This is a genomic window from Spirillospora sp. NPDC048824 (genome assembly GCF_043198455.1).
Classification (GTDB): Bacteria; Actinomycetota; Actinomycetes; order Streptosporangiales; family Streptosporangiaceae; genus Spirillospora.
Map to the genome: position 1 here is coordinate 261,060 of NZ_JBICUS010000003.1, position 25,165 is coordinate 286,224.

The 25,165-nt window shown below is 73.3% G+C and carries 21 protein-coding genes; 4 read left to right on the forward strand and 17 right to left on the reverse strand.

What is annotated here, in order from left to right; genetic code table 11:
* Nucleotides 1-4: 4 nt before the first annotated feature.
* The 8 genes from murD to mraZ all read right to left on the reverse strand — a co-directional run bounded on the left by murD (nucleotide 5) and on the right by mraZ (nucleotide 10,342).
* Complete coding sequence (murD, locus tag ACGFIS_RS07625) at nucleotides 5-1,561, reverse strand: UDP-N-acetylmuramoyl-L-alanine--D-glutamate ligase (RefSeq protein WP_392909183.1); 1,557 nt, start codon at nucleotides 1,559-1,561, stop codon at nucleotides 5-7.
* Entirely contained in the window at nucleotides 1,546-2,601 is a 1,056-nt protein-coding gene (gene mraY, locus ACGFIS_RS07630) for a phospho-N-acetylmuramoyl-pentapeptide-transferase (RefSeq protein WP_392909185.1), read from the reverse strand. The genes murD and mraY overlap by 16 nt, the downstream gene beginning before the upstream one ends.
* Nucleotides 2,598-4,028 (reverse strand): UDP-N-acetylmuramoyl-tripeptide--D-alanyl-D-alanine ligase, encoded by a 1,431-nt coding sequence (gene murF / locus ACGFIS_RS07635; RefSeq protein WP_392909187.1) that lies wholly within the window; start codon nucleotides 4,026-4,028, stop codon nucleotides 2,598-2,600. The genes mraY and murF overlap by 4 nt, the downstream gene beginning before the upstream one ends.
* On the reverse strand, nucleotides 4,025-5,560 hold the full coding sequence (locus ACGFIS_RS07640) for a UDP-N-acetylmuramoyl-L-alanyl-D-glutamate--2,6-diaminopimelate ligase (RefSeq protein WP_392909189.1): 1,536 nt from the start codon (nucleotides 5,558-5,560) through the stop codon (nucleotides 4,025-4,027). The genes murF and ACGFIS_RS07640 overlap by 4 nt, the downstream gene beginning before the upstream one ends.
* A gap of 84 nt (nucleotides 5,561-5,644) precedes the next feature.
* Nucleotides 5,645-7,933, reverse strand: a complete 2,289-nt coding sequence (locus ACGFIS_RS07645; protein ID WP_392909191.1) for a penicillin-binding transpeptidase domain-containing protein — start codon at nucleotides 7,931-7,933, stop codon at nucleotides 5,645-5,647.
* A gap of 34 nt (nucleotides 7,934-7,967) precedes the next feature.
* A complete protein-coding gene (locus ACGFIS_RS07650) occupies nucleotides 7,968-8,684 on the reverse strand; it encodes a hypothetical protein (protein WP_392909193.1) in 717 nt (238 codons plus the stop codon).
* Nucleotides 8,681-9,661: a 16S rRNA (cytosine(1402)-N(4))-methyltransferase RsmH gene (gene rsmH / locus ACGFIS_RS07655; RefSeq protein ID WP_392909195.1), complete on the reverse strand. Its 981-nt coding sequence runs from the start codon at nucleotides 9,659-9,661 to the stop codon at nucleotides 8,681-8,683. The genes ACGFIS_RS07650 and rsmH overlap by 4 nt, the downstream gene beginning before the upstream one ends.
* A 249-nt stretch (nucleotides 9,662-9,910) precedes the next feature.
* Nucleotides 9,911-10,342 carry a division/cell wall cluster transcriptional repressor MraZ gene (gene mraZ / locus ACGFIS_RS07660; protein ID WP_346046544.1) on the reverse strand — a complete coding sequence of 144 codons (432 nt, stop codon included), beginning with the start codon at nucleotides 10,340-10,342 and terminating at the stop codon, nucleotides 9,911-9,913.
* A 430-nt stretch (nucleotides 10,343-10,772) separates the two neighbouring features.
* Here mraZ and ACGFIS_RS07665 point away from each other — a divergent pair, with 430 nt between their 5' ends.
* Genes ACGFIS_RS07665 through ACGFIS_RS07675 form a run of 3 tightly spaced genes read left to right on the forward strand, consistent with a single transcriptional unit; the run spans nucleotide 10,773 to nucleotide 15,655 of the window.
* Nucleotides 10,773-11,789 (forward strand): AAA family ATPase, encoded by a 1,017-nt coding sequence (locus tag ACGFIS_RS07665; RefSeq protein WP_392909275.1) that lies wholly within the window; start codon nucleotides 10,773-10,775, stop codon nucleotides 11,787-11,789.
* A gap of 51 nt (nucleotides 11,790-11,840) precedes the next feature.
* A complete protein-coding gene (locus ACGFIS_RS07670) occupies nucleotides 11,841-13,160 on the forward strand; it encodes a DUF58 domain-containing protein (RefSeq protein ID WP_392909198.1) in 1,320 nt (439 codons plus the stop codon).
* A complete protein-coding gene (locus tag ACGFIS_RS07675) occupies nucleotides 13,157-15,655 on the forward strand; it encodes a DUF3488 and DUF4129 domain-containing transglutaminase family protein (RefSeq protein WP_392969955.1) in 2,499 nt (832 codons plus the stop codon). The genes ACGFIS_RS07670 and ACGFIS_RS07675 overlap by 4 nt, the downstream gene beginning before the upstream one ends.
* Before the next feature lie 141 nt (nucleotides 15,656-15,796).
* Here the strand turns inward: ACGFIS_RS07675 and ACGFIS_RS07680 are convergent, their stop codons facing one another.
* The 6 genes from ACGFIS_RS07680 to ACGFIS_RS07705 form a co-directional block, all read right to left on the reverse strand.
* Nucleotides 15,797-16,210: a DUF3040 domain-containing protein gene (locus ACGFIS_RS07680; protein WP_392909202.1), complete on the reverse strand. Its 414-nt coding sequence runs from the start codon at nucleotides 16,208-16,210 to the stop codon at nucleotides 15,797-15,799.
* A 147-nt stretch (nucleotides 16,211-16,357) separates the two neighbouring features.
* A complete protein-coding gene (locus ACGFIS_RS07685; RefSeq protein WP_392909204.1) occupies nucleotides 16,358-17,632 on the reverse strand; it encodes a DNA polymerase IV in 1,275 nt (424 codons plus the stop codon).
* Between the two features lie 5 nt (nucleotides 17,633-17,637).
* Entirely contained in the window at nucleotides 17,638-18,372 is a 735-nt protein-coding gene (locus ACGFIS_RS07690) for a methyltransferase domain-containing protein (protein WP_392909206.1), read from the reverse strand.
* Nucleotides 18,373-18,550: 178 nt separating this feature from the next.
* Nucleotides 18,551-18,967 carry a transcription antitermination factor NusB gene (gene nusB / locus ACGFIS_RS07695; protein WP_392909208.1) on the reverse strand — a complete coding sequence of 139 codons (417 nt, stop codon included), beginning with the start codon at nucleotides 18,965-18,967 and terminating at the stop codon, nucleotides 18,551-18,553.
* 4 nt (nucleotides 18,968-18,971) lie between these two features.
* On the reverse strand, nucleotides 18,972-19,529 hold the full coding sequence (efp, locus tag ACGFIS_RS07700; protein ID WP_392909210.1) for an elongation factor P: 558 nt from the start codon (nucleotides 19,527-19,529) through the stop codon (nucleotides 18,972-18,974).
* 29 nt (nucleotides 19,530-19,558) lie between these two features.
* Complete coding sequence (locus ACGFIS_RS07705; protein ID WP_392909212.1) at nucleotides 19,559-20,635, reverse strand: M24 family metallopeptidase; 1,077 nt, start codon at nucleotides 20,633-20,635, stop codon at nucleotides 19,559-19,561.
* Between the two features lie 182 nt (nucleotides 20,636-20,817).
* On the opposite strand from ACGFIS_RS07705, the gene ACGFIS_RS07710 reads away from it, so the two are divergent.
* Nucleotides 20,818-22,296, forward strand: a complete 1,479-nt coding sequence (locus ACGFIS_RS07710) for a flavin monoamine oxidase family protein (RefSeq protein ID WP_392909214.1) — start codon at nucleotides 20,818-20,820, stop codon at nucleotides 22,294-22,296.
* 20 nt (nucleotides 22,297-22,316) lie between these two features.
* Here the strand turns inward: ACGFIS_RS07710 and ACGFIS_RS07715 are convergent, their stop codons facing one another.
* Genes ACGFIS_RS07715 through ACGFIS_RS07725 form a run of 3 tightly spaced genes read right to left on the reverse strand, consistent with a single transcriptional unit; the run spans nucleotide 22,317 to nucleotide 25,128 of the window.
* A complete protein-coding gene (locus ACGFIS_RS07715; RefSeq protein WP_392909216.1) occupies nucleotides 22,317-23,681 on the reverse strand; it encodes an NAD(P)(+) transhydrogenase (Re/Si-specific) subunit beta in 1,365 nt (454 codons plus the stop codon).
* Nucleotides 23,678-24,010: an NAD(P) transhydrogenase subunit alpha gene (locus ACGFIS_RS07720; RefSeq protein ID WP_392909218.1), complete on the reverse strand. Its 333-nt coding sequence runs from the start codon at nucleotides 24,008-24,010 to the stop codon at nucleotides 23,678-23,680. Before ACGFIS_RS07720 ends, ACGFIS_RS07715 begins: the two co-directional genes overlap by 4 nt.
* Nucleotides 24,010-25,128, reverse strand: a complete 1,119-nt coding sequence (locus ACGFIS_RS07725; RefSeq protein WP_392909220.1) for an NAD(P) transhydrogenase subunit alpha — start codon at nucleotides 25,126-25,128, stop codon at nucleotides 24,010-24,012. Before ACGFIS_RS07725 ends, ACGFIS_RS07720 begins: the two co-directional genes overlap by 1 nt.
* Between the last annotated feature and the right edge of the window lie 37 nt (nucleotides 25,129-25,165).

The following is a 25,165-nucleotide window of genomic DNA, read 5'->3' on the forward strand; positions in this document are numbered from 1 at the left end:
GTCTCTACCGGGGGTTCCGGGGGCCGTCCCCCGGGTCGGCACGGGGGTTCCGGGGGTCGTCCCCCGGATCGGCACTGGGGTTCCGGGGGGCGTCCCCCAGGTCGGCGCCGCGGGCCGTGCCGGCGAGGCGTTCGACGGCGGCGATGAAGGCGTCACCGCGGGCCGGGTAGTTGGCGAACATGTCGAAGGACGCCCCGACGGGGGCGAGCAGCACGGTGTCGCCCGGCCGGGCGAGCCCGGAGGCTTCGTTGACGACGCGGTCCATGGCCCCAGTGTCGGTGTCGGGGACGTCCACGACGGGGACATCCGGGGCGTGTCGCGCGAGCGCCTCGGCGATCCGGTGCCGGTCGCGTCCCATCAGCACGACGCCGCGCAGCCGCCCGGTGCACGAACGCACCAGGTCGTCGACGTCCAGGCCCTTGAGGAGCCCGCCGGCGATCCACACGACCGGTTCGTAGGCGGCCAGGGACGCGGCGGCCGCGTGCGGCTGGGTCGCTTTGGAGTCGTTGACGTAGGTGACGCCCGCGACGTCCGCGACGTGCTGGATGCGGTGAGGGTCGGGCACGAACGCCCGCAGGCCGTCGCGGACGGCCTCGGGCGGCACCCCGAACGCGCGGGCGAGGGCGGCGGCGGCGAGCGCGTTGGCGACGTTGTGCGGCGCGAACGGGTGGACGTCGGCGAGCGCGGCCAGCTCGGCGGCCTGCCGTGCGGGGTCGCCGGTGAACGCCCGGTCGACCAGCAGGTTCTCGACGACGCCGAGTTCGCCGGGACGCGGCACCTGGAGCGTGAAGCCGACCCGCCGGTCCACGTCGGGGGCGCGTTCGGCCAGCGCGGCGGACGTCTCGTCGTCGGCGTTGTAGACGGCGACGCAGCCCGGCCCGAAGATCTTGGCCTTGGCGTCGACGTAGGCGTCCATGGAGCCGTGCCAGTCGAGGTGGTCGGGCGCGACGTTCAGCACCGCGGCCGCCTCCGGGGCGAGTGATGCGGACCAGTGCAGCTGGTAGCTCGACAGCTCCACCGCCAGCACGTCATACGGCCGTTGCGTCCCTTGGGGGGACGGCTCCCCATGCCCCCGGGAGACGGCCTCCACGATGGGCGTCCCGACGTTGCCGACGGCGAGTGCGTGGTGGCCGGCGGCGGTGAGCATGCACGCCAGCATCCGGACGACGGTGGTCTTGCCGTCGGTCCCGGTGATGGCCAGCCACGGCGCGGCGCCCTCGGGGCGGAGCCGCCAGGCCAGCTCGACCTCGCCGATGATCTCGACGCCGGACGCGGCGGCCGCGGCGAGCAGCGGCACGTCCGGACGCCAGCCCGGCGATGTCACCACCAGGCCGGTGCCGTCCGGCAGGCTTTCGCCGTCGCCGAGCCGGACCGTGACCCCGCGGGCCTCCAGTTCGGCGGCGTGGCCGCGCTGCTCCTCGCCGTCGCGGGCGTCCACGACGGTGACGCGGGCGCCGTGCCCGGCGAGAACGCGGGCGGCGGCGCGCCCGGAGACGCCGAGCCCGGCGACGCACACGGACCGGTCTGCGAAACGGCTGCTGCTCACTACTTGGGCATCCATTCCAGGTAGAACAGGCCGATGCCGATCGCGGTGAACAGCGCGGACATCAGCCAGAAGCGCACGACGATCGTGGTCTCGGCCCAGCCGGACAGCTCGAAGTGGTGCTGCAGCGGGGCCATCTTGAACACGCGTTTCCCGGTCATCTTGAACCCGCCGACCTGGATCATCACCGACAGGGTGATCATCACGATCAGCCCGCACAGGATGGCGAGCAGGAACTGGGTGCGGGTGAGGATCGCGAGTCCGACCAGCACGCCGCCGAGGGCCAGAGAACCGGTGTCGCCCATGAAGATCTTCGCGGGCGGCGCGTTCCACCACAGGAACCCGAACACGCCGCCGAGCACGGCCGCGGCGACCACCGCGAGGTCGAGGGGGTCGCGGACGGTGTAGCACTTGGGGTCGAGCGCGAACTCGCAGCTGTTGCGCAGCTGCCAGTTCCCGATGATCACGTAGGCGGCCAGCACCATGCCGGCCGGGCCCGCCGCGAGCCCGTCGAGGCCGTCGGTGAGGTTCACGCCGTTGGACATGGCCGCGATGAGCAGCAGCGCCCACACCACGAAGAAGTACGGGCCGATCGAGGGGCCGAAGTCGCGCAGGAAGGACAGGTGGGGGTCGGCGGGGGTGACTTGGTAGCCGTTGGGGAAGTTGAGGGACGCCACGGCGAACACGACGCCGACGAGGACGATGCCGATCATCTTGGCGCCGCTGCGCAGGCCGAGGCTGCGCTGCTTGAACACCTTGATGTAGTCGTCCACGAAGCCGACGAGGCCGAGCCCGGTCATCAGGAACAGCACCAGCATGCCGGAGATGGTCGGCTCGGTGCCGGTGACGAGGTGCGCCACCGCGTAGCCGACGAGCGAGCCGACGATGAAGACCGTCCCGCCCATCGTGGGGGTACCGCGCTTGTTGAGGTGCGCCTGAGGCCCCTCGTCGCGGATCATCTGGCCGTAGCCGAGCCGGTTGACGATCCGGATCCACACCGGCGTGCCGAGCATCACGAGGATCAGCGCGACCCCCGCGGCGATGATGATGTTGGTCATCGGCCGCCCTCCGCGAGGATCGCCTCGGCCACCCGTTCCAGTCCGGCCACGCGAGAGCCCTTCACCAGCACGACGTCCCGCGGCGCGAGCCGCTCGCTGAGCGCGGCGACCGCCGCGCCGACGTCATCCACCTGCACGCACTCTCCTGTCCATGACCCCACCTGCCCGGCCCCGCCGGCCATCGCCGCCGCGTTCGCGCCGACGACCACGAGGCCCGCGATCCCGCTGCGCGCCGCATGCTCCCCGATCTTGGCATGTTCCGCGGCGGACGAGTCGCCCAGTTCGGCCATCTCCCCCAGCACCGCGTACGCGCGGCGGCCCCGCGCCATGTGCGCGAGCACGTCGATCGCGGCTCGCGTCGAGTCGGGGTTGGCGTTGTAGGCGTCGTTCACCACGGTCACCCCGTCGGCCCGCTCGGTGACCTCCATCCGCCACCGGCTGACCGGCTCCGCCTCCGAGAGGCCCGCGGCGATCTCGGCGGGCGCGAGCCCCGCCGCCCGCGCCGCCGCGGCCGCGGCCAGCGCGTTGGGGACGGCGTGCGAGCCGTGCAGGCGCAGCGCGACCGGCGCCGAGCCCTCCGGCGTGACGAGGGTGAACCTGGCCCGGCCCTGCTCGTCGAGCGTCTCGTCCGCGGCGCGGACCGCCGCGTCCGGGGACCGGCCGAAGGTGACGACCTCGCCGCGCGTGCGCGACGCCATGGCGGCGACGAGCGGGTCGTCGGCGTTCAGCACGGCGGTGCCGCCCGGCCGGACCGCCTCGACGAGCTCGCCCTTGGCGCGGGCGATGTTCTCGCGGCTGCCGAACTCCCCGACGTGCGCGGTGCCGACGTTCAGCACGACGCCGACGTCGGGCGGCGCGATCCCGGTGAGGTAGGCGATGTGGCCGATGCCGCGGGCGCCCATCTCCAGGACCAGGTGGCGGGTCGCGGCGTCGGCGCGCAGCACGGTCAGCGGAAGCCCGATCTCGTTGTTGAACGAGCCGGGCGGGAAGACGACGGGGCCCGCGCGGCCCGCGAGCCGCCCGATGAGGTCCTTGGTGGACGTCTTGCCGGCGGAGCCGGTGACCGCGGTGACGGTCACGTCCGGCAGCCGCTCCAGCACGCCCCTGGCCAGCCGTCCGAGCGCCTCCTGGACGTCGGCGACGACCACGCACGGCCCGCCGTCCACCGGGCGCTGCGCGAGGACCGCGGCGGCGCCGGCGGCCAGGGCCGCGGACGCGAAGTCGTGCCCGTCCGCGCGCTCGCCCTTCAGCGCCGCGAACAGCGCCCCGGGCCCGGCCGCGCGGGAGTCGATGACGACGGGACCGCTCACCACGGGATCGCTCACCACGGGATCGCTCACCACGGGATCGCTCACCACGGCGTCCGGAGGCCCGTGAAGGGTGCCCCCCGTGATCTCCGCGATCGTCGACAGCGGAAGTGGGATCACGCCTGCGTTCCGTCCCCTCTTCTTTCTTTCGCATGGCGCCGCAGCGCCCCGCGGACGACCTCCCGGTCGTCGAACGGCTGGACCTCGCCCGCCGCGTTCTGGCCCTGCTCGTGCCCCTTGCCCGCGATGACGAGGACGTCGCCGCGGCGGGCCCGGCCGACGGCCAGGGCGATCGCGGCGGCACGGTCGGGTTCCACCACGATGTGCGCCCGCCCGCGCTGCGGCACCTTGAGTCCGCCCTCGACCATAGCGGCGAGGATGGCCAGCGGATCCTCCGACCTCGGGTTGTCGTTGGTGAAGTAGGCGGTGTCGGCCAGCCGGGCGGCGGCCTCCCCCATCAGCGGGCGTTTGCCGCGGTCACGGTCGCCGCCGCAGCCGAGCACCACCGTGAGGTCGCCCTCGGTGACGGGCCGCAGCGCGTTCAGGACGGCCTCGACCGCGCCGGGCTTGTGGGAGTAGTCGACGAGCGCGACGAAGTCCTGGCCCTCGTCCACGCGCTCCAGCCGGCCGGGGACGCCGGGCAGCGACGCCACCCCGTGCACGGCCGCCTGGAGCGGGATGCCGGCCTCGACGAGCGCGACGATCGCGGCGAGCGCGTTGGCGACGTTGAACGGCCCTGCGAGCCGGACCTCGGCGTCGGCCTCGATGCCGAGGGGCCCGACGACGCGGAACACGCTGCCGTCGGCGCCGACGCGCACGTCCTCGGCCCGCCAGTCGGCCGCCGGGTCGCCGGACGCCGAGAACGTCGTCGTCGGCACCGTGGCGATGTCCAGCAGCTCGCGGCCGTGGTGGTCGTCGAGGTTGACGACGCCGACGCGGGAGTACTCGGGCGTGAACAGCCGGGCCTTGGCCAGGAAGTAGTCCTTCATGGTCGGGTGGTAGTCCAGGTGGTCCTGGGACAGGTTCGTGAAGACCGCGACCTCGAACACCGCGCCGCCGACGCGGCCCTGGGTGAGTGCGTGGCTGGAGACCTCCATCGCGGCGGCGCCGACGTCCCGCTCGCGCATCATCGCCAGCAGCGCGTGCAGGTCGGTGGACTCCGGCGTGGTCAGCGCGCTCGGGACCCTTTCGCCCGCCACCCGGATCTCGACGCCGCCGACCAGGCCCGTCTCGATTCCGGCGGCGCGCAGGCCGGCGTCCAGCAGGAAGACGGTGGTGGTCTTGCCGCTGGTCCCGGTGACGCCGATGAGGGTGATGTCGCGTCCGGGCTCCCCGTACACCCAGGACGCGGCGTCGCCCAGCCGCGCGCGGACGTCGGGCACCACCAGGACGGGAAGGCCCGTCGCCGCCGCCCGGTCGTACCCGTCGGGGTCGGTGAGGATCGCCGCCGCGCCCGCCTCGGCGGCCTGGGCGGAGAACTGCGCGCCGTGTGCGCGCGCGCCGGGCAGCGCAACGTAGATGTCGCCGCGCCGCACCGCTCGCGAGTCGTGGGTGATGCCGGTCGCCGACACTCCGTCCCAGCCGGTCTGCTCGATTCCGAGGAGCGCCGCGAGTCCATTCAGCGGACGGGCCGGATTGGTGGTGGGACGCATGGCGTTTCTTTCGGTACGAGCGGAACGGGACTGCTGGGACACGGGTGATGGTGGACTCACAGGCGAGGAGGGTACTCGCTGCCGTCAGTCGCGGGCGTGGATCTGGATGATCGGCGGTCGGCTCCCCGTCGGCGGGATCTTCTCGGACTGCAGCGCGAAGCCCATCACGTCCTTGAAGACCGGTGCGGCCGCATCGCCACCATAGTGGCTGCCCCGCTTGGGGTCCTGCAGGACGACCTGGACGACCAGCTGCGGATCGTCTGCCGGGGCGAACCCCGCGAACGAGGCGGTGTAGCCGCCGCCGTCGTAGCAGCCGCAGCGCGGGTTGACGATCTCGGCGGTACCCGTCTTGCCCGCGACGCGGTATCCGTTGACCTGGGCCTTCGGTGCCGTGCCCTCGTCGGTCGTCACGCCCTCCAGCATGTCGCTGATCTGCCGGGCCGTCTTCTCGCTGATGACCCGCTCGCGCTCGGGCGCGGGCGACGGCGTGAACCTGTCGTCCTCGCCGACGGTGCCCGCGACGAGGGTGGGCCGGACGCGCACCCCGCCGTTGGCGACGGTCGCGTAGACGCTGGCCATCTGCACCGCGTTCACCGACACCGTCTGCCCGAACGCGATCGGGTACCGGTCGGTGCCCGACCACTGGCCGGGCGGCTTCAGCAGCCCGGGCGTCTCCCCGGGAAGCGGCAGGCCGGTCTTCTCTCCGAAGCCGAAGTCGCGGAGCGTCGTGTAGAGCTGCTGCCGGGTGATGCTCTCGCTCGCCATGATGGTGCCGACGTTGCTGGACTTGGCGAGGACGCCGGCGAACGTGAGCCGCTCGGGCGGGTGGGGGTGCGAGTCGCGGAAGACGGCGTCGTACTTCTTGATCTTGTCGGGGACGGTGTAGGGCGTCTGCGGCGTGACGCCGCCCTTCTCCATGACGGCCGCGGCGGTGACGACCTTGCCGGTGCTGCCCGGCTCGAACGCCTCCTGCACCAGGGGGCTGCCCCACAGCCGCTTGTCGGACTCGGCGTAGTCGTTCGGGTCGAACCCGGGCGCGGAGGCCATCGCGAGGAGTTCACCGGTGCGCGGATCCATGACGATGACGCTGCCGCTCTTGGCGTTGGACGCCCTGACCTGCTTCTCGATCGCCTCCTGCGCCTTGAACTGCAGGTCGCGCTCCAGCGTGAGCCGGACGCCGCGGCCGGGCACGGAGGGACGCTTCTGGTCCTTGCCCATGGGGATGTGCTGGCCTTCGGGACTGATCTCCACCCGCTGCCAGCCCGCGCGCCCGGCGAGCACGTCGTTCATCGAGCTCTCCAGGCCGGCGGCGCCCTTCCCCGTGTCGTTCACGAAACCTATGACGCTCGCGGCCAGCGAATCGTTGGGATATTCGCGGCGGTACTCCGGCAGCGTCCCGATGCCCAGCAGGTCCCACGAGGTGATCAGCCGCGCCTGGTCGGGCCGGACGCCGTGCGCCAGGTACACGAACCGGGTGTCGGGCTTGCTGATCTTCTTCATCAGCGTCGCGGGGTTCAGCCCGAGCGTCGGGGCCAGGGCGTTGACGACCGGCTGCCGCTTGGCGGGCTCGATCAGCGACGGGTCGGCGTAGACGGCCCGCGCCTCCACCGTCATGGCGAGCGGGTGACCCTGGGCATCGGTGATGTCGCCGCGGATCGCGGGCAGTGTGATCTCCTGGAGGCGCTGCCGCATCGCCTGCTCGGTGTACTTGCCGGACTCGATCGTCTGGAGCTGGACGAGCCGCCCGGCGAACAGCGACAGCACGAACGCGACGACGAGCAGCGCGACGTTCAGCCGCTTGAGCGGGTCGCGCCGGTGAAACGGAGCACGGGTGCGCGGCCCCCGTTCGGGGGGACGGCCGGAGCCGCCCGTGCCGCGCCTGGGTCCGGGCCCGCGTCCGGCGCCCTGGCCGCTCCGCGCCGTCCGGGCCGCGCCGCTCCTGCCGGCCGTGCCCGTGGCGGGCGCCTTCTTCTGCGCGGGTTTCCGCGGCGTGGCCTTCTTCTGTGCCGGCCTCTTCGCTGCGGGCTTCTTGGCGGTGGGCTTCTTGGCGGTGGGCTTCTTGGCGGTGGGCTTCTTGGCGGACGCGCCGCCGGTCCCGGCGTCCTTGCGGGGGGGCTCCTTAGGCGCCGCGGGTGCCGCGCCGCCGCGGGCGGGACGCCGGGCGGCGCCGCCCTTCGTGCCCCGCCGTCCCGCGCCGTCCGATCTCCCGCCCGGAGGGCGCGGGGAGTTGCCGGAATGACGCCCGGACGCGCGCGCCGCGCCCGGGCCGCTCTTGTCGTCCCGCCCCGCCGAGCCACGGGCGCCGCGCCCGTCCGAACCGCGTTTCCGGCCGGGCGGAGGCCCGGCGGTCCCGCGTCCCGGCGGCTTCGTCACCGTGCCCCCCGCTCCCCGATGCGGCCGTGCACGCTCACGGCGCTCCGCTTCCGCGCCCGCCGCCGATCAGGGAGGGCGGGACGCCGTCGCCGGGCACCACGGTGCCGGGGACGCCGACCACGCCCGCGGCGCCGGCCGCCGCGGCCGCCGCGTGCGGGACCGGGCGGATCTTGCCGTCGCTGGCCTGTCCGGTGCCGGTGTGGAAGAACGCGGGGTCCTCGGCCTCCTTCATGCCGAGCGCCTTGGCCTTGTTCGACAGCCCCTGCGGGGAGCCTTCGCGGGCGATCTCCTCCTCGTACGACTGGCGCTGCTGCTCGAGCTGCTTGTTGCTCTGCTGCAGCCGGGTCAGCGTGAACGCGTCCTCCGCCAGGACGGTGTTGAGGAGCAGCAGGCTCACCAGGGCGCCGCCGAGCAGCCCGACGATGAGCAGCACGAACGGCGTCCGCGGCGGCGCCTGGGCCGCCGTCCGCCGCGACGCGGCCGGACGAGTCCCACCGGCGACCGGCTTCGCCCCGCCCTTGGCGGTCTTGGCGGGCGTGGTCTTCGCGGGCGCGGTCTTCGTCGCGGCGCTCTTGCCCGCCGCGGGCGCGACGGGCCTCGTCTTGGCCGCCGTGCCCTTGGCCGCCGTGCCCTTGGCCGGCGCGGGCCTGCTCTTGGCGGGCGCCGGGACGGCGGCGTCGGCCGGGCGCTCCCGGGTCCTGGTCCTCTTCTTCGGCGCCTTGGCCGGCGGGCGTCTGCTCGTCGTGGTCATGTCGCCTCCCGGACCCGCTCGGCGGCGCGCAGCCGCACCGATCCGGCCCGTGGGTTGGTCGTGGTCTCCTCGTCGGACGGCAGCTCCGCCCCGCGCGTCAGGAGCCGGAACCGCGGCTCGTGCTCGGGCAGCGGGACGGGCAGGTCCGGCGGGGTGGTGTCGGCCGCCTGGGCGGCGAGGACCTGCTTGGTGATGCGGTCCTCAAGGGAGTGGTAGGACAGGACGGCGATGCGGCCGCCGACCGGGATCGCGCCCAGCGCGGCGGGCAGCGCCCGGCGCCAGATGTCCAGTTCGCCGTTCACCTCGATGCGCAGCGCCTGGAAGGTCCGCTTGGCCGGGTTGCCGCCGGTGCGGCGCGTCGCGGCCGGGATGGAGGTGCGCACCAGGTCGGCGAGGCGCCGGGTGGAGTCGAGCGGGGCGCGCTCGCGCTCGCGGACGATCGCCGAGGCGATGCGCTGGGCGAAGCGCTCCTCGCCGTACTCGCGCAGGATCCTGGCGAGTTCGGCTGGAGCGTAGCCGTTGACGACCTCCGCCGCGGTGAGCCGCTGGGTGGTGTCCATCCGCATGTCGAGGGGGGCGTCGTGGGAGTAGGCGAAACCGCGGCCGGTCTCGTCGAGCTGCGGGGAGGAGACACCGAGGTCGAACAGGACGGCGTCCACCGCGGGGACGCCGAGCCGGCGCAGGACCACGGGGATCTCGTCGTAGACGGCGTGCTCCAGCGTCACCCGGTCACCGAAGGGGGCGAGCCTGCGCGCGGAGCGCTCCAGCGCGGTGGTGTCGCGGTCCAGGCCGATGAGGCGGAGGCCCGGGACGGCCCGCAGCATCGCCTCGGCGTGGCCGCCCATGCCGAGCGTGGCGTCGAGGTAGATGGGCGCGCGGCCGGTGACGGCCTGCGCCGCGGGGGTGAGCAACGTCAGGACGCGACCGAGCATGACCGGTACGTGACCGGGCTCGGGCGCGTGGTTCCCCACGTCCATGCTTCACCCCCTGTACTCGCCACTTCGCTCGCGGACTTGTGGCTTCGCCGGGCCGGACGACCGCTTCGCACCCCCGGCGGCGGCCTCGCCCGGCCAGGTCCCCATCCGCTGCCCTAGAGGAAGATCACCGCGTGATACGCGGGGGGTCGCCGTCTGGCGCCGGGGAAGCTGCGCCAGCTGGCTCGGAGAGCGGCTGGAGACCTGGCCGAACGTGGGCCTTTGCCGGTCATCGGACCGACGAGTCGTTTCTCAGAGGATCCCTGGCAACACCTCCTCCGAGACGTCGGAGAACGTCTGCTCCTCCTGCTCCAGGTAGGTCTCCCATGCCTGCGCGTCCCAGATCTCCAGACGCGTGTTGGCACCGATGACCGCGCAGTCGCGGGTGAGCCCCGCGTACTTTCGCAGTGGAGGCGGGATGGTGACGCGGCCCTGTTTGTCGGGGACCTCGTCGGAGGCGCTGGCGAAGAAGACCCGGCTGTAGCCCCGTACGGCCTTCTCGGTGACCGGCGCGGCACGCAGAGCCTCGGTAATCCGCTGGAACTCCGCCATGGGGAAGACGTACAGGCAGCGCTCCTGGCCCTTCGTGATCACCAATCCCCCCGACAGCTCCTCGCGGTATTTCGCCGGCAGGAACAGCCGTCCCTTGTCGTCGAGGCGCGGTGAATGGGTGCCGAGGAACACCGGCCCCACCTCCCGCGCCGCATGAGGCGCTACTGCTCCCCACGGCGCCCCACTCTACTCCACTCTTCCCCACCGTCAACAATGAAAACACCGGTGCCGAACCGAGTTCATGGACGAATTCGCAGGTCAGAGCGGGTGGTGCCGAGTGGGGCCCACGGCGGCCCCATCCGCGCGCCGCGGCGGACGGGGACGGCGCGGCACGTGCGACGGCCATCACCCGGGGGTCCGGGGGGACGTGTGCAGTGAACGCGTGAAGTGAACGTGTGGAGTGAAGTGGTGTGCTTCGCGGGCTCAGACCCCGATCACCGTGGAGCACAATGGGCTCGCGTTCATCATGAACATCGCAGAGGGCGTTCCGACGACGTACTGTCGTTTGGGCGGGCGCACTGAGGAGGGTTTGGTGGCAGTAGGCACGCACGGCGAGTCGTTCATGGAGACCGACCCCCCGGCATCCCACCCGGCCCGGCACGGCGCCACGGGACGTGGAGGGACGGGTCCGGGGCTCGACGGCCTCGCCAAGGTCGCGAACAGGATCCGGGACGCGGTGGAGTCGGTGATCGAGGGCAAGCCCTCGGCGGTGCGGCTCGCGCTGACGGTGCTGCTGGCGGAGGGGCACCTGCTGATCGAGGACGTGCCCGGGGTCGGCAAGACGATGCTCGCCAAGGCGCTGGCGCGCTCGGTCGACTGCTCGGTGCGCCGCGTGCAGTTCACGCCCGATCTGCTGCCGAGCGACATCACCGGGGTCAGCGCCTACAACCAGGAGCTGCGCGAGTTCGAGTTCAAGCCGGGCCCGGTGTTCGCCAACATCGTGGTCGGCGACGAGATCAACCGCGCCTCCCCGAAGACGCAGTCCGCGCTGCTGGAGTGCATGGAGGAGCGTCAGGTCACGGTCGACGGCACCACCTACGGGCTGGAGCCCCCGTTCATGGTGATCTCCACGCAGAATCCGGTGGAGATGGAGGGCACCTACCCGCTGCCCGAGGCACAGCGCGACCGGTTCACCGCCCGCATCTCGATGGGCTACCCCGACCCCGCGGCGGAGCTGGAGATGCTGGAGACCCACGGTGAGACGTCCCCCCTCGACCGGCTGAGCCCGGTCGCGCACGCCGCCGACGTCCGCGACCTCATCGAGGTGGTGCGCAAGCAGCACGTGTCGCCCGCGGTGCGCCAGTACGCGATCGACCTCGTCACCGCGACCCGCAACCACCCCGAGCTGCGGCTCGGCGCCTCACCGCGGGCGACCCTGCAGCTGGTGCGGGCCGCGCGGGCGTACGCGGCGCTCGACGACCGCGACTACGTCGTCCCCGACGACGTCCAGGACCTCGCCGTTCCCGTCCTCGCGCACCGGCTGCTGCCCACCGCCGAGGCGCAGGTGGAACGGCGCCGCCCCGAGCAGGTCGTCGCCGACCTGGTGAAGCGGCTGCCGGTCCCGTCCCCCCGGAAGTGACCCTTGACCGGAAGCGACCTTGACCGGAAGTGACTTGACCGGAAGTGACCAGTGAGACGAGCGCTGGCCGGCCTCACCACGCGCGGGCGGTCCTTCGTGGCCGCCGGCGCGACCGCGATCCTCTGCGCGTTCATCCTCGGCGAGCGCGACCTGCTGCGCGCGGGCGTGCTCGTGCTGGTGCTGCCGCTGCTGTGCACGCTGGCCGTGTCGCGGACCCGCTACCGGCTGGCCTGCGCGCGGCGGCTGGACCCGCCGCGGCTGCCGGTCGGCCACGAGGCCCGCGTCGACCTGCGGCTGGAGAACGTGTCGCGGCTGCCGAGCGGGCTGCTGATGGTGGAGGACCGGGTGCCGTACGCGCTCGGCGGGCGGGCGCGGTTCGTCCTGGACCGGATCGAGCCGCACGGAAAGCGTGAGCTCGGCTACCGAATCCGCTCCGACGTGCGCGGACGCTACCGGGTGGGGCCGCTGACCGTGCGGCTGGCCGACCCGTTCGGGATGGTGGAGCTGGTCCGCTCGTTCAGCCTGTCCGACAGTCTCACGGTGACGCCCTCGATCGTGCCGCTGCCGTACGAGCGGCTGACCGGTGCGTGGACGGGCGGCGGCGACAGCATCGCCCGCGCGGTCTCCGCGGCGGGCGAGGACGACGTGACCCCGCGCGAGTACCGGCACGGCGACGACCTGCGCCGCGTGCACTGGCGGTCCACGGCCCGGCACGGGGAGCTGATGGTGCGGCGCGAGGAGCAGCATTTCCAGAGCAGCGGGACGCTGTTCCTCGACACCCGCCGCACCGCGCACTGGGGCGACGGCATGGCCGGGTCGTTCGAGCAGGCCGTGTCGGCGACCGCGTCGATCGGGGTGCATCTCGTCCGGACGGGAATGAACCTGCGCTATGTCACCGACGCCGGTGAGGCACTGCCGGCCGCGTCGGCGGACGGGGGCTTCGAGGGGCTGCTGCTGGACGCCCTGGCCGTCGCCCGCAGGTCCAAGGGCGATTCGCTGTCCCCCGGGCTGGCGGCTCTGCGGGGCCGGGTCGGCAAGGCGCGGGACGGCGACGGGCTGATCATCGCGGTGTTCGGCGTCCTGTCCGGCGAGGAGGCGCGCTCGGTCGCGGCGGCGCGGCGCGGCGCCGGGACGTGCGTCGCGGTGCTGGTCGAGGGGCGCGGAACCGCCGAAAGCACGGCGCCGCAGGACGGCGGCGCGAACACGAACACGAACACGGGCACGAACACGGGCACGGTGTCCGCTCAGGCGGCGGGGCTGCTGCGCGCGGGCGGCTGGCGGGTGGTGATCGTCCGGTCGGCGGCGGAGCTGGCCGGCGCATGGGCACGGGCCGGCCAGGCCGGCGAGGACTTCGTCAGGGACGGCTCATGAGAATCCGGATGACGGTCATGGCGGGGCTGGCGACGCTCGCCGGCTCGATCGGCCTCTATCCGCTGTTCGAGGAGGCCGGCTGGTTCGGGGCGGGGTTCGGGGCGGTGCTCGCCGTCGCCGCGGGCGGGCTGCTGGCCCGGCGGCTGCGGCTGCCCGCCGTGTTCAACCTCCTGGCCGGGCTGCTGGCGCTGCTGCTCTACCTCAACCTCGTCTACGCCGACGGCCGGGCGTGGCTGGCGGTCATCCCGTCGCCGGAGTCGCTGCGCCACCTCGCCGACCTCAACGAGGCCGGCTGGCAGGCCGCCAACCGGTACGCGGCACCCGTCCCGCTGCTGCCCGGGATCTCGATGATGGCCGCCGCCGGGGTCGGGCTCGTCGCCGTCCTGGTCGACCTGCTGGCCGTGCGGCTGCGCCGGTCCGCCCCCGCCGGGCTGCCGCTGCTGGCCATGTACAGCGTGCCCGCCGCGGTCCGCGAGGACGGCGTCAGCTGGCTGGCGTTCGGCGTCGGGGCGGCGGGGTTCCTCGCGCTGCTGATGGCCGACTCCCGCGAGCGGGTCGGCGGCTGGGGCCGGACGGTGACGACGCGGCGCCGCCAGCGGGACGTCCCGCTGGCGGGGACCGAGCTCCGCCCGGAGGAGTCGGCCGTCCGGCTCGACGCGGCGGCGCTGGCGGCGAGCGGCCGCCGGATCGCCGTCGGGGCCGTCGCCGTCGCCGTGCTCGTCCCCGCGGCGGTGCCCGGGCTACAGCCCCGCGGCTTCCTCGGCCTGGGCGGCGGTGAAGGCGGCGGCACCCAGACGGTGACCACGCCCGACCCGCTGGTCAGCCTGAAGCGGGAGCTGACCCGGCTGGACGACTCGGTCGTGCTCACCTACCGGACGGACGACCCGCAGGGACCCGACTACCTGCGCCTGTACGCCCTCGACCGGTTCGACGGCGACAGGTGGACCTACAGCCCCCTGCGCAGCAGCTCCAAGGACCGGCTGACCGGGGACGACCTCCCGCCGCCGCCCGGACTGTCCGCCGCCTCCGTCCGGAAGGTGAGGACCAAGGTGGAGGTCCGGCCCGAGGTCAGGAACATGACGTTCCTGCCGGTGCCGTACGCCCCGTCGAAGGTGTCGATCAAAGGCGACTGGCGGGTGCACGGCCCGTCGCTGATGGTCTACTCGCTGCGCGACTCCGCGGGCGGGCGCTCCTACACCGTCGAGAGCCTGCGCGCGGAGCCGACGCCGGCGCAGCTCGCCGCCGCCGGCAACTACCCGGCCGAGATCGTCTCGCACTACACGGCGGTGCCGAAGAACATCCCGCAGCAGGTCAGGCAGCTCGCGCAGGACGTCACCGCCGGGTCGGCGACCGCATTCAGGCAGGCCGTGCGGTTGCAGCGCTGGTTCACCCAGACCGGCGGGTTCACCTATGACCTTTCCGCGCCGGCGCCGCAGCACGGCAGCGACCTCGTCGACTTCCTCCTGCACAGCAAGCGCGGCTACTGCGAGCAGTTCGCGGCGTCGATGGCGCTGATGGCCCGGATCCTCGGCATTCCGTCGCGCGTCGCGATGGGCTACACGCCGGGCAGCGAGACCAAGCCCGGCGAGTGGGTCGTCCGGTCCCGCGACGCGCACGCCTGGCCGGAGCTGTACTTCCAGGGCACCGGCTGGGTGCGTTTCGAGCCGACGCCGTCGGGCACCGCCGGGCAGGGCACCGCCGACGCCCCCGGCTACACCCTTCCGGCGGTCAGCACCGGCGGCGACTCGGAGGGCCGGAACGCGCCGGCGCCGGAGTCGTCGTCGCCCGCCGACGACGGCGCGGCCGTGCCCAGCGCCGGGCCGGGGAACCGCAGCGACACGGGCCCGGAGGGCGCCGCCGCCGCTCAGGAGGACGAGGAGGGCGGGTTCTCCGCGACGCCCTGGCTGGCGGGCGGGCTCCTCGTCCTGCTGCTGTTGGCGGTCCCGATGACGCTGCGGGTGGTCACCCGGCGCCGCCGCTGGGCGGCTCTGACGGCGCCGCCCCCACCGGCGGCCGGGCCGGCTCCGGAGCGCTCCTCCGGGAGGGCGCCGTCCGGCGCGGCCTCCCCGGAGTGGGAGCCCGATCCCGCGGGCGCCGCCCACGCCGCATGGCGGGAGATGCGCGCCGACGCACTCGACCACGGGTTCGAATGGCGTTCCAGTGACTCGCCGCGCGCCACCGCGCGCCGCCTCGGGGAGCTACTGGAACTGGACGCGGCGGGCGCGCGGGCTCTCACCCGCATCGCCCGCGCCGAGGAGCTCGCCCGCTACTCCCTGTCCCGCTCCCCCGAACGCCCGGAGGTGCTGCGCGCGGACGTCCGCACCGTCCGGGAGGCGTTCGCCGCGTCCGTGGGGCGCCGGACCCGCTGGCGCGCCCGGCTGCTGCCGCCGTCCACGATGGCGCAGACGCGGGAGACGCTCCGGTCGGCGGGTGACCGCGTGCTGGACGTGACCGCCCGCCTGAACGACCTGCCCGGCCGCCTGCGCCGCCGGTAGCCCCCGCGCCGGGGGCCCGGGCATGCGTTTCCGGGCACACGTTCCCCGGGCACATGTTTCCCGGGCATACGTTTCCCGGGCATACGTCCGTCCCGGCCGATGCGGGCAGTGCCCGTGTCGGACCGGGACGGCCGGGAAGAGCTAGTCGCCCTCGTTGCGGCGGCGCCAGCGCTCTTCCATGCGTTCCATGAAGCCCGCCTTCGCGGGTCTGTCGGACTTGGCGGGCTTGGCCTGCCGGCCGCCGCCGCCTGACGCGGGCTCGTTTCCGATTCCGGTCATCCGCTTCCAACTCGTCAACGCCCAGACGCAGCACACCACCATGAGGAGGAAGCCGGTCACGCTGACCGCGATGGTCACGGTGCCCGCGTTGATCACAAGACCGGCCATCAGGGTGCACACGCCCACGACAAAGCCGAAGGCGGCCTTGGCGATCCGGCGCTTGTAGTGGACCTGGGGGTTGGTCGAGCGAACCGCGTGAGCGAACTTCGGATCCTCGGCGTACAACGCCGATTCGATCTGTTCGAGCATGCGCTGCTCGTGCTCAGAGAGCGGCACGGCACCTCCCAACGACAGCCCCGCGGCGGGGTATCCGATGCAGGACGCGAACGTCAACGGTGATATGCCCAGAATACGAGCACTGTCGAGCGTACGAAAGCGAACGGCCCGTCGAGGGCCCGGCGCCGGTCACCTCACAGCCTTCTTTCATTGTCTTCCGTCCCTGCCGTCCCTGCCGTCACGTCCGTCACCGTCGGCCGCGCGCCGGACCAGCGCCGCGGGGCGGACCGCGCCGCGGCCGAACCGGTGCGCGACCTGGTCCATGGCTCGCTCGGCCTCACGCCAGCCGCGTTCCGGCTCGTCGAAGGCGAGCTGACGGGGGGCCTCGCCGGCGGGACCAAGGTTCTCCATCCTGACCCCGACCAGTCGGAGACGTACCCGATCCAGCCCCGCCCCCTCATAGAGCTCGCATGCTGTGATATAGATCACACGCGCGAGATCGGTCGGCTCGTCCAGCGTCCGCGCCCGCGTGATCGTCTTGAAGCTCGCCATCCGTAGTTTGACGCTCACCGTCCGACCGGCGTTCCCGCTCTCCCGCAGCCTGGCGCCGACCTTCTCCGCCAGCCGCAGCAGCTCGCGGCGGATGACCTCCGGGTCGTCGATGTCGGTGTCGAACGTCTCCTCGGCGCCGATGCTCTTGTCGGGCGTGTGCGGGACGACCTCGCGGGGGTCGCGGCCCCAGGCCAGCGCGTGCAGATGGGTGCCCGTCGCGTTGCCCAGCTCACGCCTCAGCGTCTCCGGCGGCACCTGGGCGAGCTGCCCCACGGTCCGCAGCCCGAGGCGGGCCAGCGCCGCCTCCGTCCGCTCCCCGACGCCCCACAGGGACGCGACGGGCAGCGGGTGCAGGAAGTCCACGACGCCGTCCGGGGGCACGACGAGCAACCCGTCGGGCTTGCACCGGGTGGAGGCCAGCTTGGCGATGAACTTGGTGCTGGCGACGCCGACCGAGCAGGTGATGCCCTGCTGGTCGCGGACCTGCTCGCGGATCATCGCCGCGATCTCGGCGGGCCGGCCGAGCCGCCGCCGGGCGCCCGCCACGTCGAGGAACGCCTCGTCCAGCGACAGGCCCTCCACCAGCGGCGTGATGGAGCGGAAGAGCTCGAACACCGCGGCGGACACGCGGGAGTACTTGCCGTGGCTCACCGGCAGGATCACCGCCTGCGGGCACAGCCGCCGCGCCCGGGTCATCGGCATCGCCGAGTGCACGCCGAACCGGCGGGCCTCGTAGGACGCCGCCGACACCACCCCGCGCGGCCCCGCGGCGCCCACGATCACGGGACGTCCCCGCAGTTCGGAGCGTTCGAGGAGCTCGACGCTGACGAAGAACGCGTCCATGTCAACATGCAGGATCGCGCATCCGGTGTCGTCGGCGGGCGGGCCGGGCTGCGGCCCCGGCCGATGCAGCTGCTGCTTGCGGCTCACGGCTGCTACCCGGCCGGTTTGTCGGCCACCAGGTGCAGCTGGGTGGCGAGTTCCCGCAGGACGGGATGGACGGCCGCGGCCGACTCCAGCGCGATCAGCGCGTCGGCCGAGTCGGCGTCGCCGTCCACCATGCCGCTCGGCACGAGGTCGGCGAAGATCCGGACGCCGTGCAGCTCGGCGACCCGCAGGTCCGCGCCGCGCGCCAGCGACGACAGCGTCTCCCGGGTGAACCGGCGGGGCATGCGGTCGCCCTCGCCCCACCGGCCGGACGGGTCGGTCAGCACCCGGCGGGCGTCGTCGAAGTGCCCGGACACCGCGCGGTGCAGCGCGGCGGCGATCTGCCCGGCGACCAGCAGGCTGACCGAGCCGCCGGGTCGGACGGTGCCGGTCAGCGCCGCCATCGCCTCGCCGGGGTCGTCCACGTACTCCAGGACGCTGTGGCACAGCACCAGGTCGGCGGCGTCCGGGCCCAGCAGGTCGGGGAGGTCGACGGCGTCGCCCTGCACCGCGCGGACGGTCACCCCGGACTCGGCGGCGCGGCGTTCCAGTGCGGCGAGCGCGTCGGGGTTGGCGTCGACCACGGTGACCCGGTGCCCGAGTTCGGCGAGCGGCACCGCGAAGCCGCCGGTGCCGCCGCCGACGTCCACGACCTCGCTCTGGCCGGCCTCCGGCGCGATGCGGTCGAGGACGGTGCGCAGGGCCTCCCACAGGACCGCGCTGCGCACGCGGCTGTATTTCATTGCAGTGCCCTCCTCCTTCGGGCCCTAGAGGGCCCTCCATCGTCGAGCCCTGCGTGCGATCGCTGCATCGCTCCGACTCGCTGCGCGATCAGGTTCCTCGCAAGCTCGAAACCTGCCTTCGGACGCGATCTCGACTGTCGAGGTTAGTGCGTGGTCGAGGCGACCGCTGGGGTCTGTGCTACAAGGTTAGGGAGGGTTTCAGCTGCTGGAGGCGGGACAGGAGGCCGTTGACGAAGCGCGGGGACTCGTCGGTGGACAGCTCGGTGACCAGGCCGACCGCCTCGGCGACCGCGACGCCGTCGGGGACGTCGTCGACCCACAGCAGCTCGAAGGCTCCCATCCGCAGGACGCTGCGGTCGACGACCGGCATCCGCTCCAGCGTCCATCCGGTCGCGTAGGTCGCGATCAGCTCGTCGATGCGCTCCCGGTGCTCCTGGACGCCCTCGATCAGCCGGACGGCGTGCGGGTATTCGGCCAGCTCGTCCTGGTTGGGCCGGCCGCGGGCGGCGAGCACCGCGGTCGGTCGCTCCTCCCGCAGCTCCGCCGCGAACAGGATGTCCAGCGCGAGTTTGCGTGCCTTCGTGCGTGCGCTCATCGCCTCAGCCGCGGCCGAGGTAATCGCCGGAGCGGGTGTCGACCTTGACCTTCTCGCCGGTGGTGATGAACAGCGGCACCTGGATCTGCGCGCCGGTCTCCAGGGTGGCGGGCTTGCTGCCGCCGGTGGAGCGGTCGCCCTGCAGCCCGGGCTCGGTCTCGGTGATCTCCAGCACGACCGCGGCGGGCAGCTCGATGTACAGCGGGTTCTCGTTGTTGAAGGCGATCGTGGCGTTCTGCTCGGGGAGCAGGTAGTTCGCCGCGTCGCCGACGACGGCCTGGGGGATGTGGGGCTGGTCGTAGGTCTCGGTGTCCATGAAGACGAAGTCGTCGCCCTCGCGGTAGAGGTACTGCATCTCCCGCTTGTCGACGCTGGCCACCTCGACCTTGGTGCCGGCGTTGAAGGTCTTGTCGACGACCTTGCCCGACAGCACGTTCTTGATCTTGGTACGGACGAACGCGCCGCCCTTGCCGGGCTTGACGTGCTGGAATTCCAGGACGGTCCACAGCTGGCCGTCGAGGTTCAGCGTCATGCCGTTCTTCAGGTCGTTCGTCGTCGCCACTGCGTTGTTCTCCCGGTCGCGGGCCCGCGTCAGAGCACGAGCAGGTCCTTGGTCGTTGTGGTGAGGAGCTCCGGGCCGTCCGCGCGGACCACGAGGGTGTCCTCGATGCGGACCCCGCCCCGGCCCGCGAGGTAGATCCCCGGCTCCGCGGTGATCGGAACCCGGTCCATCAGCCTACCGGTCTTGTCGTACCCCATGAGCGGAGCCTCGTGGATCTCCAGGCCGACGCCGTGCCCGAGCCCGTGGGTGAACGCGTCGCCGTGCCCCGCGGCCTTGATGACGTCGCGGGCGGCGGCGTCGACGGCCTGGGTGTCGGCGCCGGGGGCGGCGGCGCCGATCGCGGCGAGTTGCGCGCGGTGGACGAGGTCGTAGAGGTCGCGCTGCCATCCGGCGGGCTCGCCGATCGCGACGGTGCGGGTCATGTCGGCGTGGTAGCCGCCGTACCGGGCACCGAAGTCCATGGTCACGAGGTCGCCGCCCTGGAGTTCGCGGCCGCCCGGATGGTGGTGCGGGACGGCGCCGTTCGGCCCGGACGCGACGATCGACTCGAAGGCGGGGGCGTCGGCGCCGAGGTCCGCCATCGCCCGTTCGAGCGCGATGGCGACGGCCCGCTCGGTGACCCCGGCGCGGATCGCGGGGAGGACGGCCTCGAACGCGCGCCCGGTGATGGCGCACGCCTCGCGCAGCAGGGCGATCTCCTCCTCGTCCTTGACCATGCGCAGGTCCTCGACCAGGTGGCCGGGGGCGGTCAGTTCGATGTCGGCCTGGTCGCGGAGCCCGGTGTGCTGCTCGACGGTGAGGTGGTGGGCCTCGAAGCCGAGCCGGCCGTGGCCGTCGGCGGCGGCCCGCGTGACGAGCGCGGCCGCCACCTGCCGGTCGACGATGACGGGGAGCTCGGGGCAGACCTGCGCGGCCATGCCGGCGTAGCGGCCGTCGGTGGCGAGCACGGCCGGGCCGGCGGCCGGGACGAGCAGCGCGGCCCTGGAGCTGTCGAGGCCCGTCAGGTAGCGGACGTTGACGAGGCCGGTCACCAGCAGGGCGCCGGCGTCGCGCCCGGCGACGAGCGCGGCCAGCCGGCGGCGCCGCGCGATGTGCGTCTCCCCCATGGCCAGGACTCTAGGGCACGTCCGGGCGGCGGGTCCGGCCGCGGGCACGGTGGAGCGGTCACCGAACATCGCGATCACAAAACATGAAGAACCCTCGACTTTTCCGCCGGGGCTGGCATAGCGTGACCGACCGTGTGATCTTCCGTCCCCCGCTCTTGGACTTCCCCCCAGGAGGCATTCCCGTGACCCGAGTCAGCCGCCGCAGACTGCTCGGCACAGGCGCGCTCACCGCCGTCGGAGCCGTCGTCTCCGCGGCCGCGGCACCGCCCGCCGCCGCCCGAACCGCACCCCTCACCGCCGACGTGGTGATCGTCGGCGCCGGCCTGTCCGGACTGAGCGCCGCCCGCGACCTCGCCGCGGCCGGCAGGTCGGTGATCGTCCTGGAGGCCCGCGACCGGCCCGGCGGCCGCGTCTACGGCCTGCCGCTCGGCGACGGCACCACCAGCGAGGGCGGCGCCGAGTTCATCGGCCCCACCCAGGACCGCATCGCCGCGCTCACCCGGGACATGGGCGTGGAGACCTTCAAGACCTACAACACCGGCAAGAACGTCTACTACCGCAACGGAACGCGGTCCCTGTACGAGACCGACGGCATCCTCGGCGCGGTCCCGCCGGACTGGGGCGTCATCGACCTGGAGATCGCGCTGCTGAAGCTCGGCGGCATGATCAAGGACGTCCCGGTCGGCGAACCGTGGAAGGCGGCGAAGGCCGACGAGTGGGACGCCCAGACGTTCCACACCTGGTCGCGGGCCAACTCGATCAGCAGCGGCGCCCGGTTCCTGATGGACGCGTTCGTCTCCTCGACGCTGTCGATGCGCTCGCAGGAGGTGTCGCTGCTCTACCTGCTGCACTACGCGGCCGCCGCGGGCAACGAGAGCAACCCGGGGACGATCGACCGGCTGATCAACACCAAGGACGGCGCGCAGGAGTCCCGGTTCGTCGGCGGCTCGGAGCAGGTGCCCATCCGCCTGGCGGCGAGCCTCGGCGGCGCCGTCCGCTACAACGCGCCGGTGCGGTCCATCGTCACCGGTTCGGGCGGCGTCACCGTCAACGCGGACGGGATCACGGTGTCGGCGAAGCGGGTCGTGGTGGCGATGTCCCCGGCGATCGCCGACAAGATCGACTATTCGCCGGCGCTGCCCGCCAGCAGGGCGCAGCTGATGCAGCGCTACCCGATGGGCTCGATCGCCAAGTTCGTCGGCGTCTACGACACCCCGTTCTGGCGGGCGGACGGCCTCACCGGGCAGGCCGTCGCCGACAGCGGCGCCATCGACGCGACGTTCGACAACAGCCCGCCGGACGGGTCGCGCGGCATCCTGATGGGCTTCATGAACCAGGCCAACATCAGGAGGCTCGACGGCGCGCCGGCGGACGAGATCAGGGCCGCGGGGCTCGACTCGTTCAAGAAGCTGTTCGGCGACAAGGCGGGCGCCCCGCGGATCACGGCGTTCCAGCGCTGGGACAACGAGATGTGGAGCGGCGGCGGCCCGACTGGCATCGCGCCGCCCGGCGCGCTCACGGCCTTCGGCCCGGCGCTGCGGGCGCCGTGCGGCCCGGTCCACTGGGCGGGCACCGAGACGTCCGACTACTGGACGGGCTACATGGACGGCGCCGTCCGCTCCGGCGAACGCGTCGCCAAGGAGGTCCACGCCGCCCTCTGAGAGCGGCGGGCCGGGCCCGGTCAGACGTTCTTGAGGGCGGCCAGAAGCCGCGTGAGCGAGTCCTTGGCGTCACCGAACAGCAGTGTCGTCTTGGGGTCGTGCAACAACTCGTTCTCGATGCCGGCGAAGCCGGGGCGCAGCGAGCGCTTCAGGAACACGATGGACCGGGCCTGGTCGGCGTCGAGGATGGGCATGCCGTAGATCGGCGACCCGGGCACGGTGCGGGCGGCGGGGTTGACGACGTCGTTGGCTCCGACGACCAGGGCGATGTCGGCGGTCCGGAACTCGGGGTTGACGACGTCCATCTCCTTGAGCCGCTCGTAGGGGACGTCGGCCTCGGCGAGCAGCACGTTCATGTGGCCGGGCATGCGGCCGGCGACGGGATGCACCGCGTACAGGACCTCGACGCCGCGGCGGCCGAGTTCCTCGGCCAGGTCGCCCAGGGCGTGCTGCCCCTGGGCGACCGCCAGCCCGTATCCGGGCGCCATGATGACCTTGCGCGCGTACCCCAGCAGGATCGCGATGTCCTCGGGCCCGGCGGAGCGGACCGGCCGGTCGGTGGCGGTACCGCCGCCCAGCGTCGTCCCGGCGAAGGCGCCGAAGAGGATGTTGACGACGGAGCGTCCCATCGCGCTCGCCATCAGCCGGGTCAGCAGGATGCCGGAGGCGCCCACCAGCGTGCCGGCGACGATCAGCAGCGTGTTGCCGAGGACGTAGCCGCCGGCCGCCACGGTGATGCCGCTGAACGCGTTGAGCAGCGAGATCACGATGGGCACGTCGGCGCCGCCCACCGGCAGGACCAGGAAGACCCCGGCGACCAGGCTCAGCACCGCGAGCACGGCGGCCGCGGCGACCGGCCCGTCCAGCGCCGTCCAGACGCCGGGCACGAGGGTGGCGATCACCAGCAGCACGGCCGCCCACCGCATCCCCGGGAAGACGACCGGCCGCCCCGTCATCAGCTCCTGCAGCTTGGCGAAGGTGAGCATGGAACCGGAGAAGGTCACCGCGCCGATCAGCACGGTGAACGCGCCGACCGCCACCTCCCCCCGCGACGGGTCGCCGGACGACAGTTCCACCAGCGCCACCAGGGTGCCCGCGGCGCCGCCGACTCCGTTGAACACCGCCACCATCTGCGGCATGCCGGTCATCGCGACACGGCGCGCGGCGACGGCGCCCGCACCGCCGCCGACGACGAGCGCGGCGAGGATGTAGGGAAGGTTGCTGGTACCGGCGTCCACGAACGTCACGACGACGGCGATCACGGCGCCTGCCGCGCCGGCCAGGTTGCCGGCCCGCGCCCTGCGGGGCGACGACAGCCCCTTGAGGGCGACGATGAAGCACACCGCCGCCAGCAGGTAGGCGAGCGACGTCCAGGTCTCGTTCATGGCCGGGCCCCCGGGTCCGTGGAGTCCGCGGACGCCCCGCGCACCGCCTTCGGATCCCGCCGCCGGAACATGTGCAGCATCCGGTCGGTGACCAGGAACCCCCCGACGGTGTTGACCGCGCCCAGCGCGACCGCGATCAGCGCGAGGGTGAGCGCGCCCGCCGAGTCGGCCCGCGCCGCCACCACGATCGTGCCGACCAGGATGATGCCGCTGATGGCGTTCGACCCCGACATCAGCGGGGTGTGCAGCGTCGTCGACACCTTCGAGATGACCTCGTAGCCGGTGAACACCGCCAGCACGAACACCGTGAGCAGGGCGACGCCGTCCATCACTCCTCCAGCAGTTCGCGGGTCGGGGCATGGCGGACCTCGCCGCGGTGGATGAGGCAGGCGCCCGCCAGCACCTCGTCGCCGAGGTCGGGCTCGACCACCCCGCCGTCGGCCATGAGCAGCAGCAGGCTGACGACGTTGCCCGCGTACAGGCGGCTGGCCTGCGCCGGAAGCTGGCTCGGCACGTCGCGGCCGCCCCACACCGGCACGCCGCCGACCACGGCCTCCTCGCCCGGCCGGGCGCCCTCCACGTTGCCGCCCTGCTCGGCGGCCAGGTCGACCACCACCGAGCCGGGCCGCATGCCCGCCAGCATCTCCGCGGTCACCAGCACCGGCGCCCGCCGCCCCGGCACCGCGGCCGTGGTGATCAGCACATCGGCCGCGGCCACGTGCGGGGCCAGCAGCTCGCGCTGCAGCCGCGAGCGCTCCTCGGTCATCTCCCTGGCGTAGCCGCCGGCGCCCTCCAGGCTCGGCAGGTCGAGCTCGACGAAGTCCGCGCCGACGCTGCGCACCTCCTCGGCCGCCGCCGCGCGCACGTCGTAGACGCTGACCGCGGCGCCGAGCCTGCGGGCGGTGGCGATGGCCTGCAGCCCCGCGACCCCGGCGCCCAGCACCAGGACGCGGGCCGGCGGGATCGTGCCCGCCGCGGTCATGTACAGGGGGAACAGCCGCGGCAGCCGCTCGGCCGCGACCACCGCCGCGCGATATCCGGCGATCAGCGCCTGCGAGGACAGGGCGTCCATCGACTGGGCCCTGGAGATGCGGGGCACCAGTTCCATCGCGAACGCGGTCCGGCCGCTGTCGCGCAGCAGCCGGACCACGTCGAGGTCATCGGCCCGGGGCAGGAACGAGACGACCGTCGCGGCCCCAGACAGCCGGCGGACCTGCTCCGGCGCCGGCGCCCGCACGCCCAGCAGGACGTCGGCGCCGTCCAGGGCGTCCGCGGCGACCGCGGCCCCGGCCTCGCGGTAGTCCTCGTCCCGGTGGTGGGCGTGCAGGCCCGCCGAGGGCTCGACGCCCACCTCCAGGCCGGCGCCGGTCAGGCGCCCGACGAGCTCGGGGACCAGTGCCACGCGCCGCTCGCCCTCAGCGGTCTCACGGGCCACGGAGACTTTCACACGCCCCACATAAACACGGATTCGCGCGTCCGGCCAG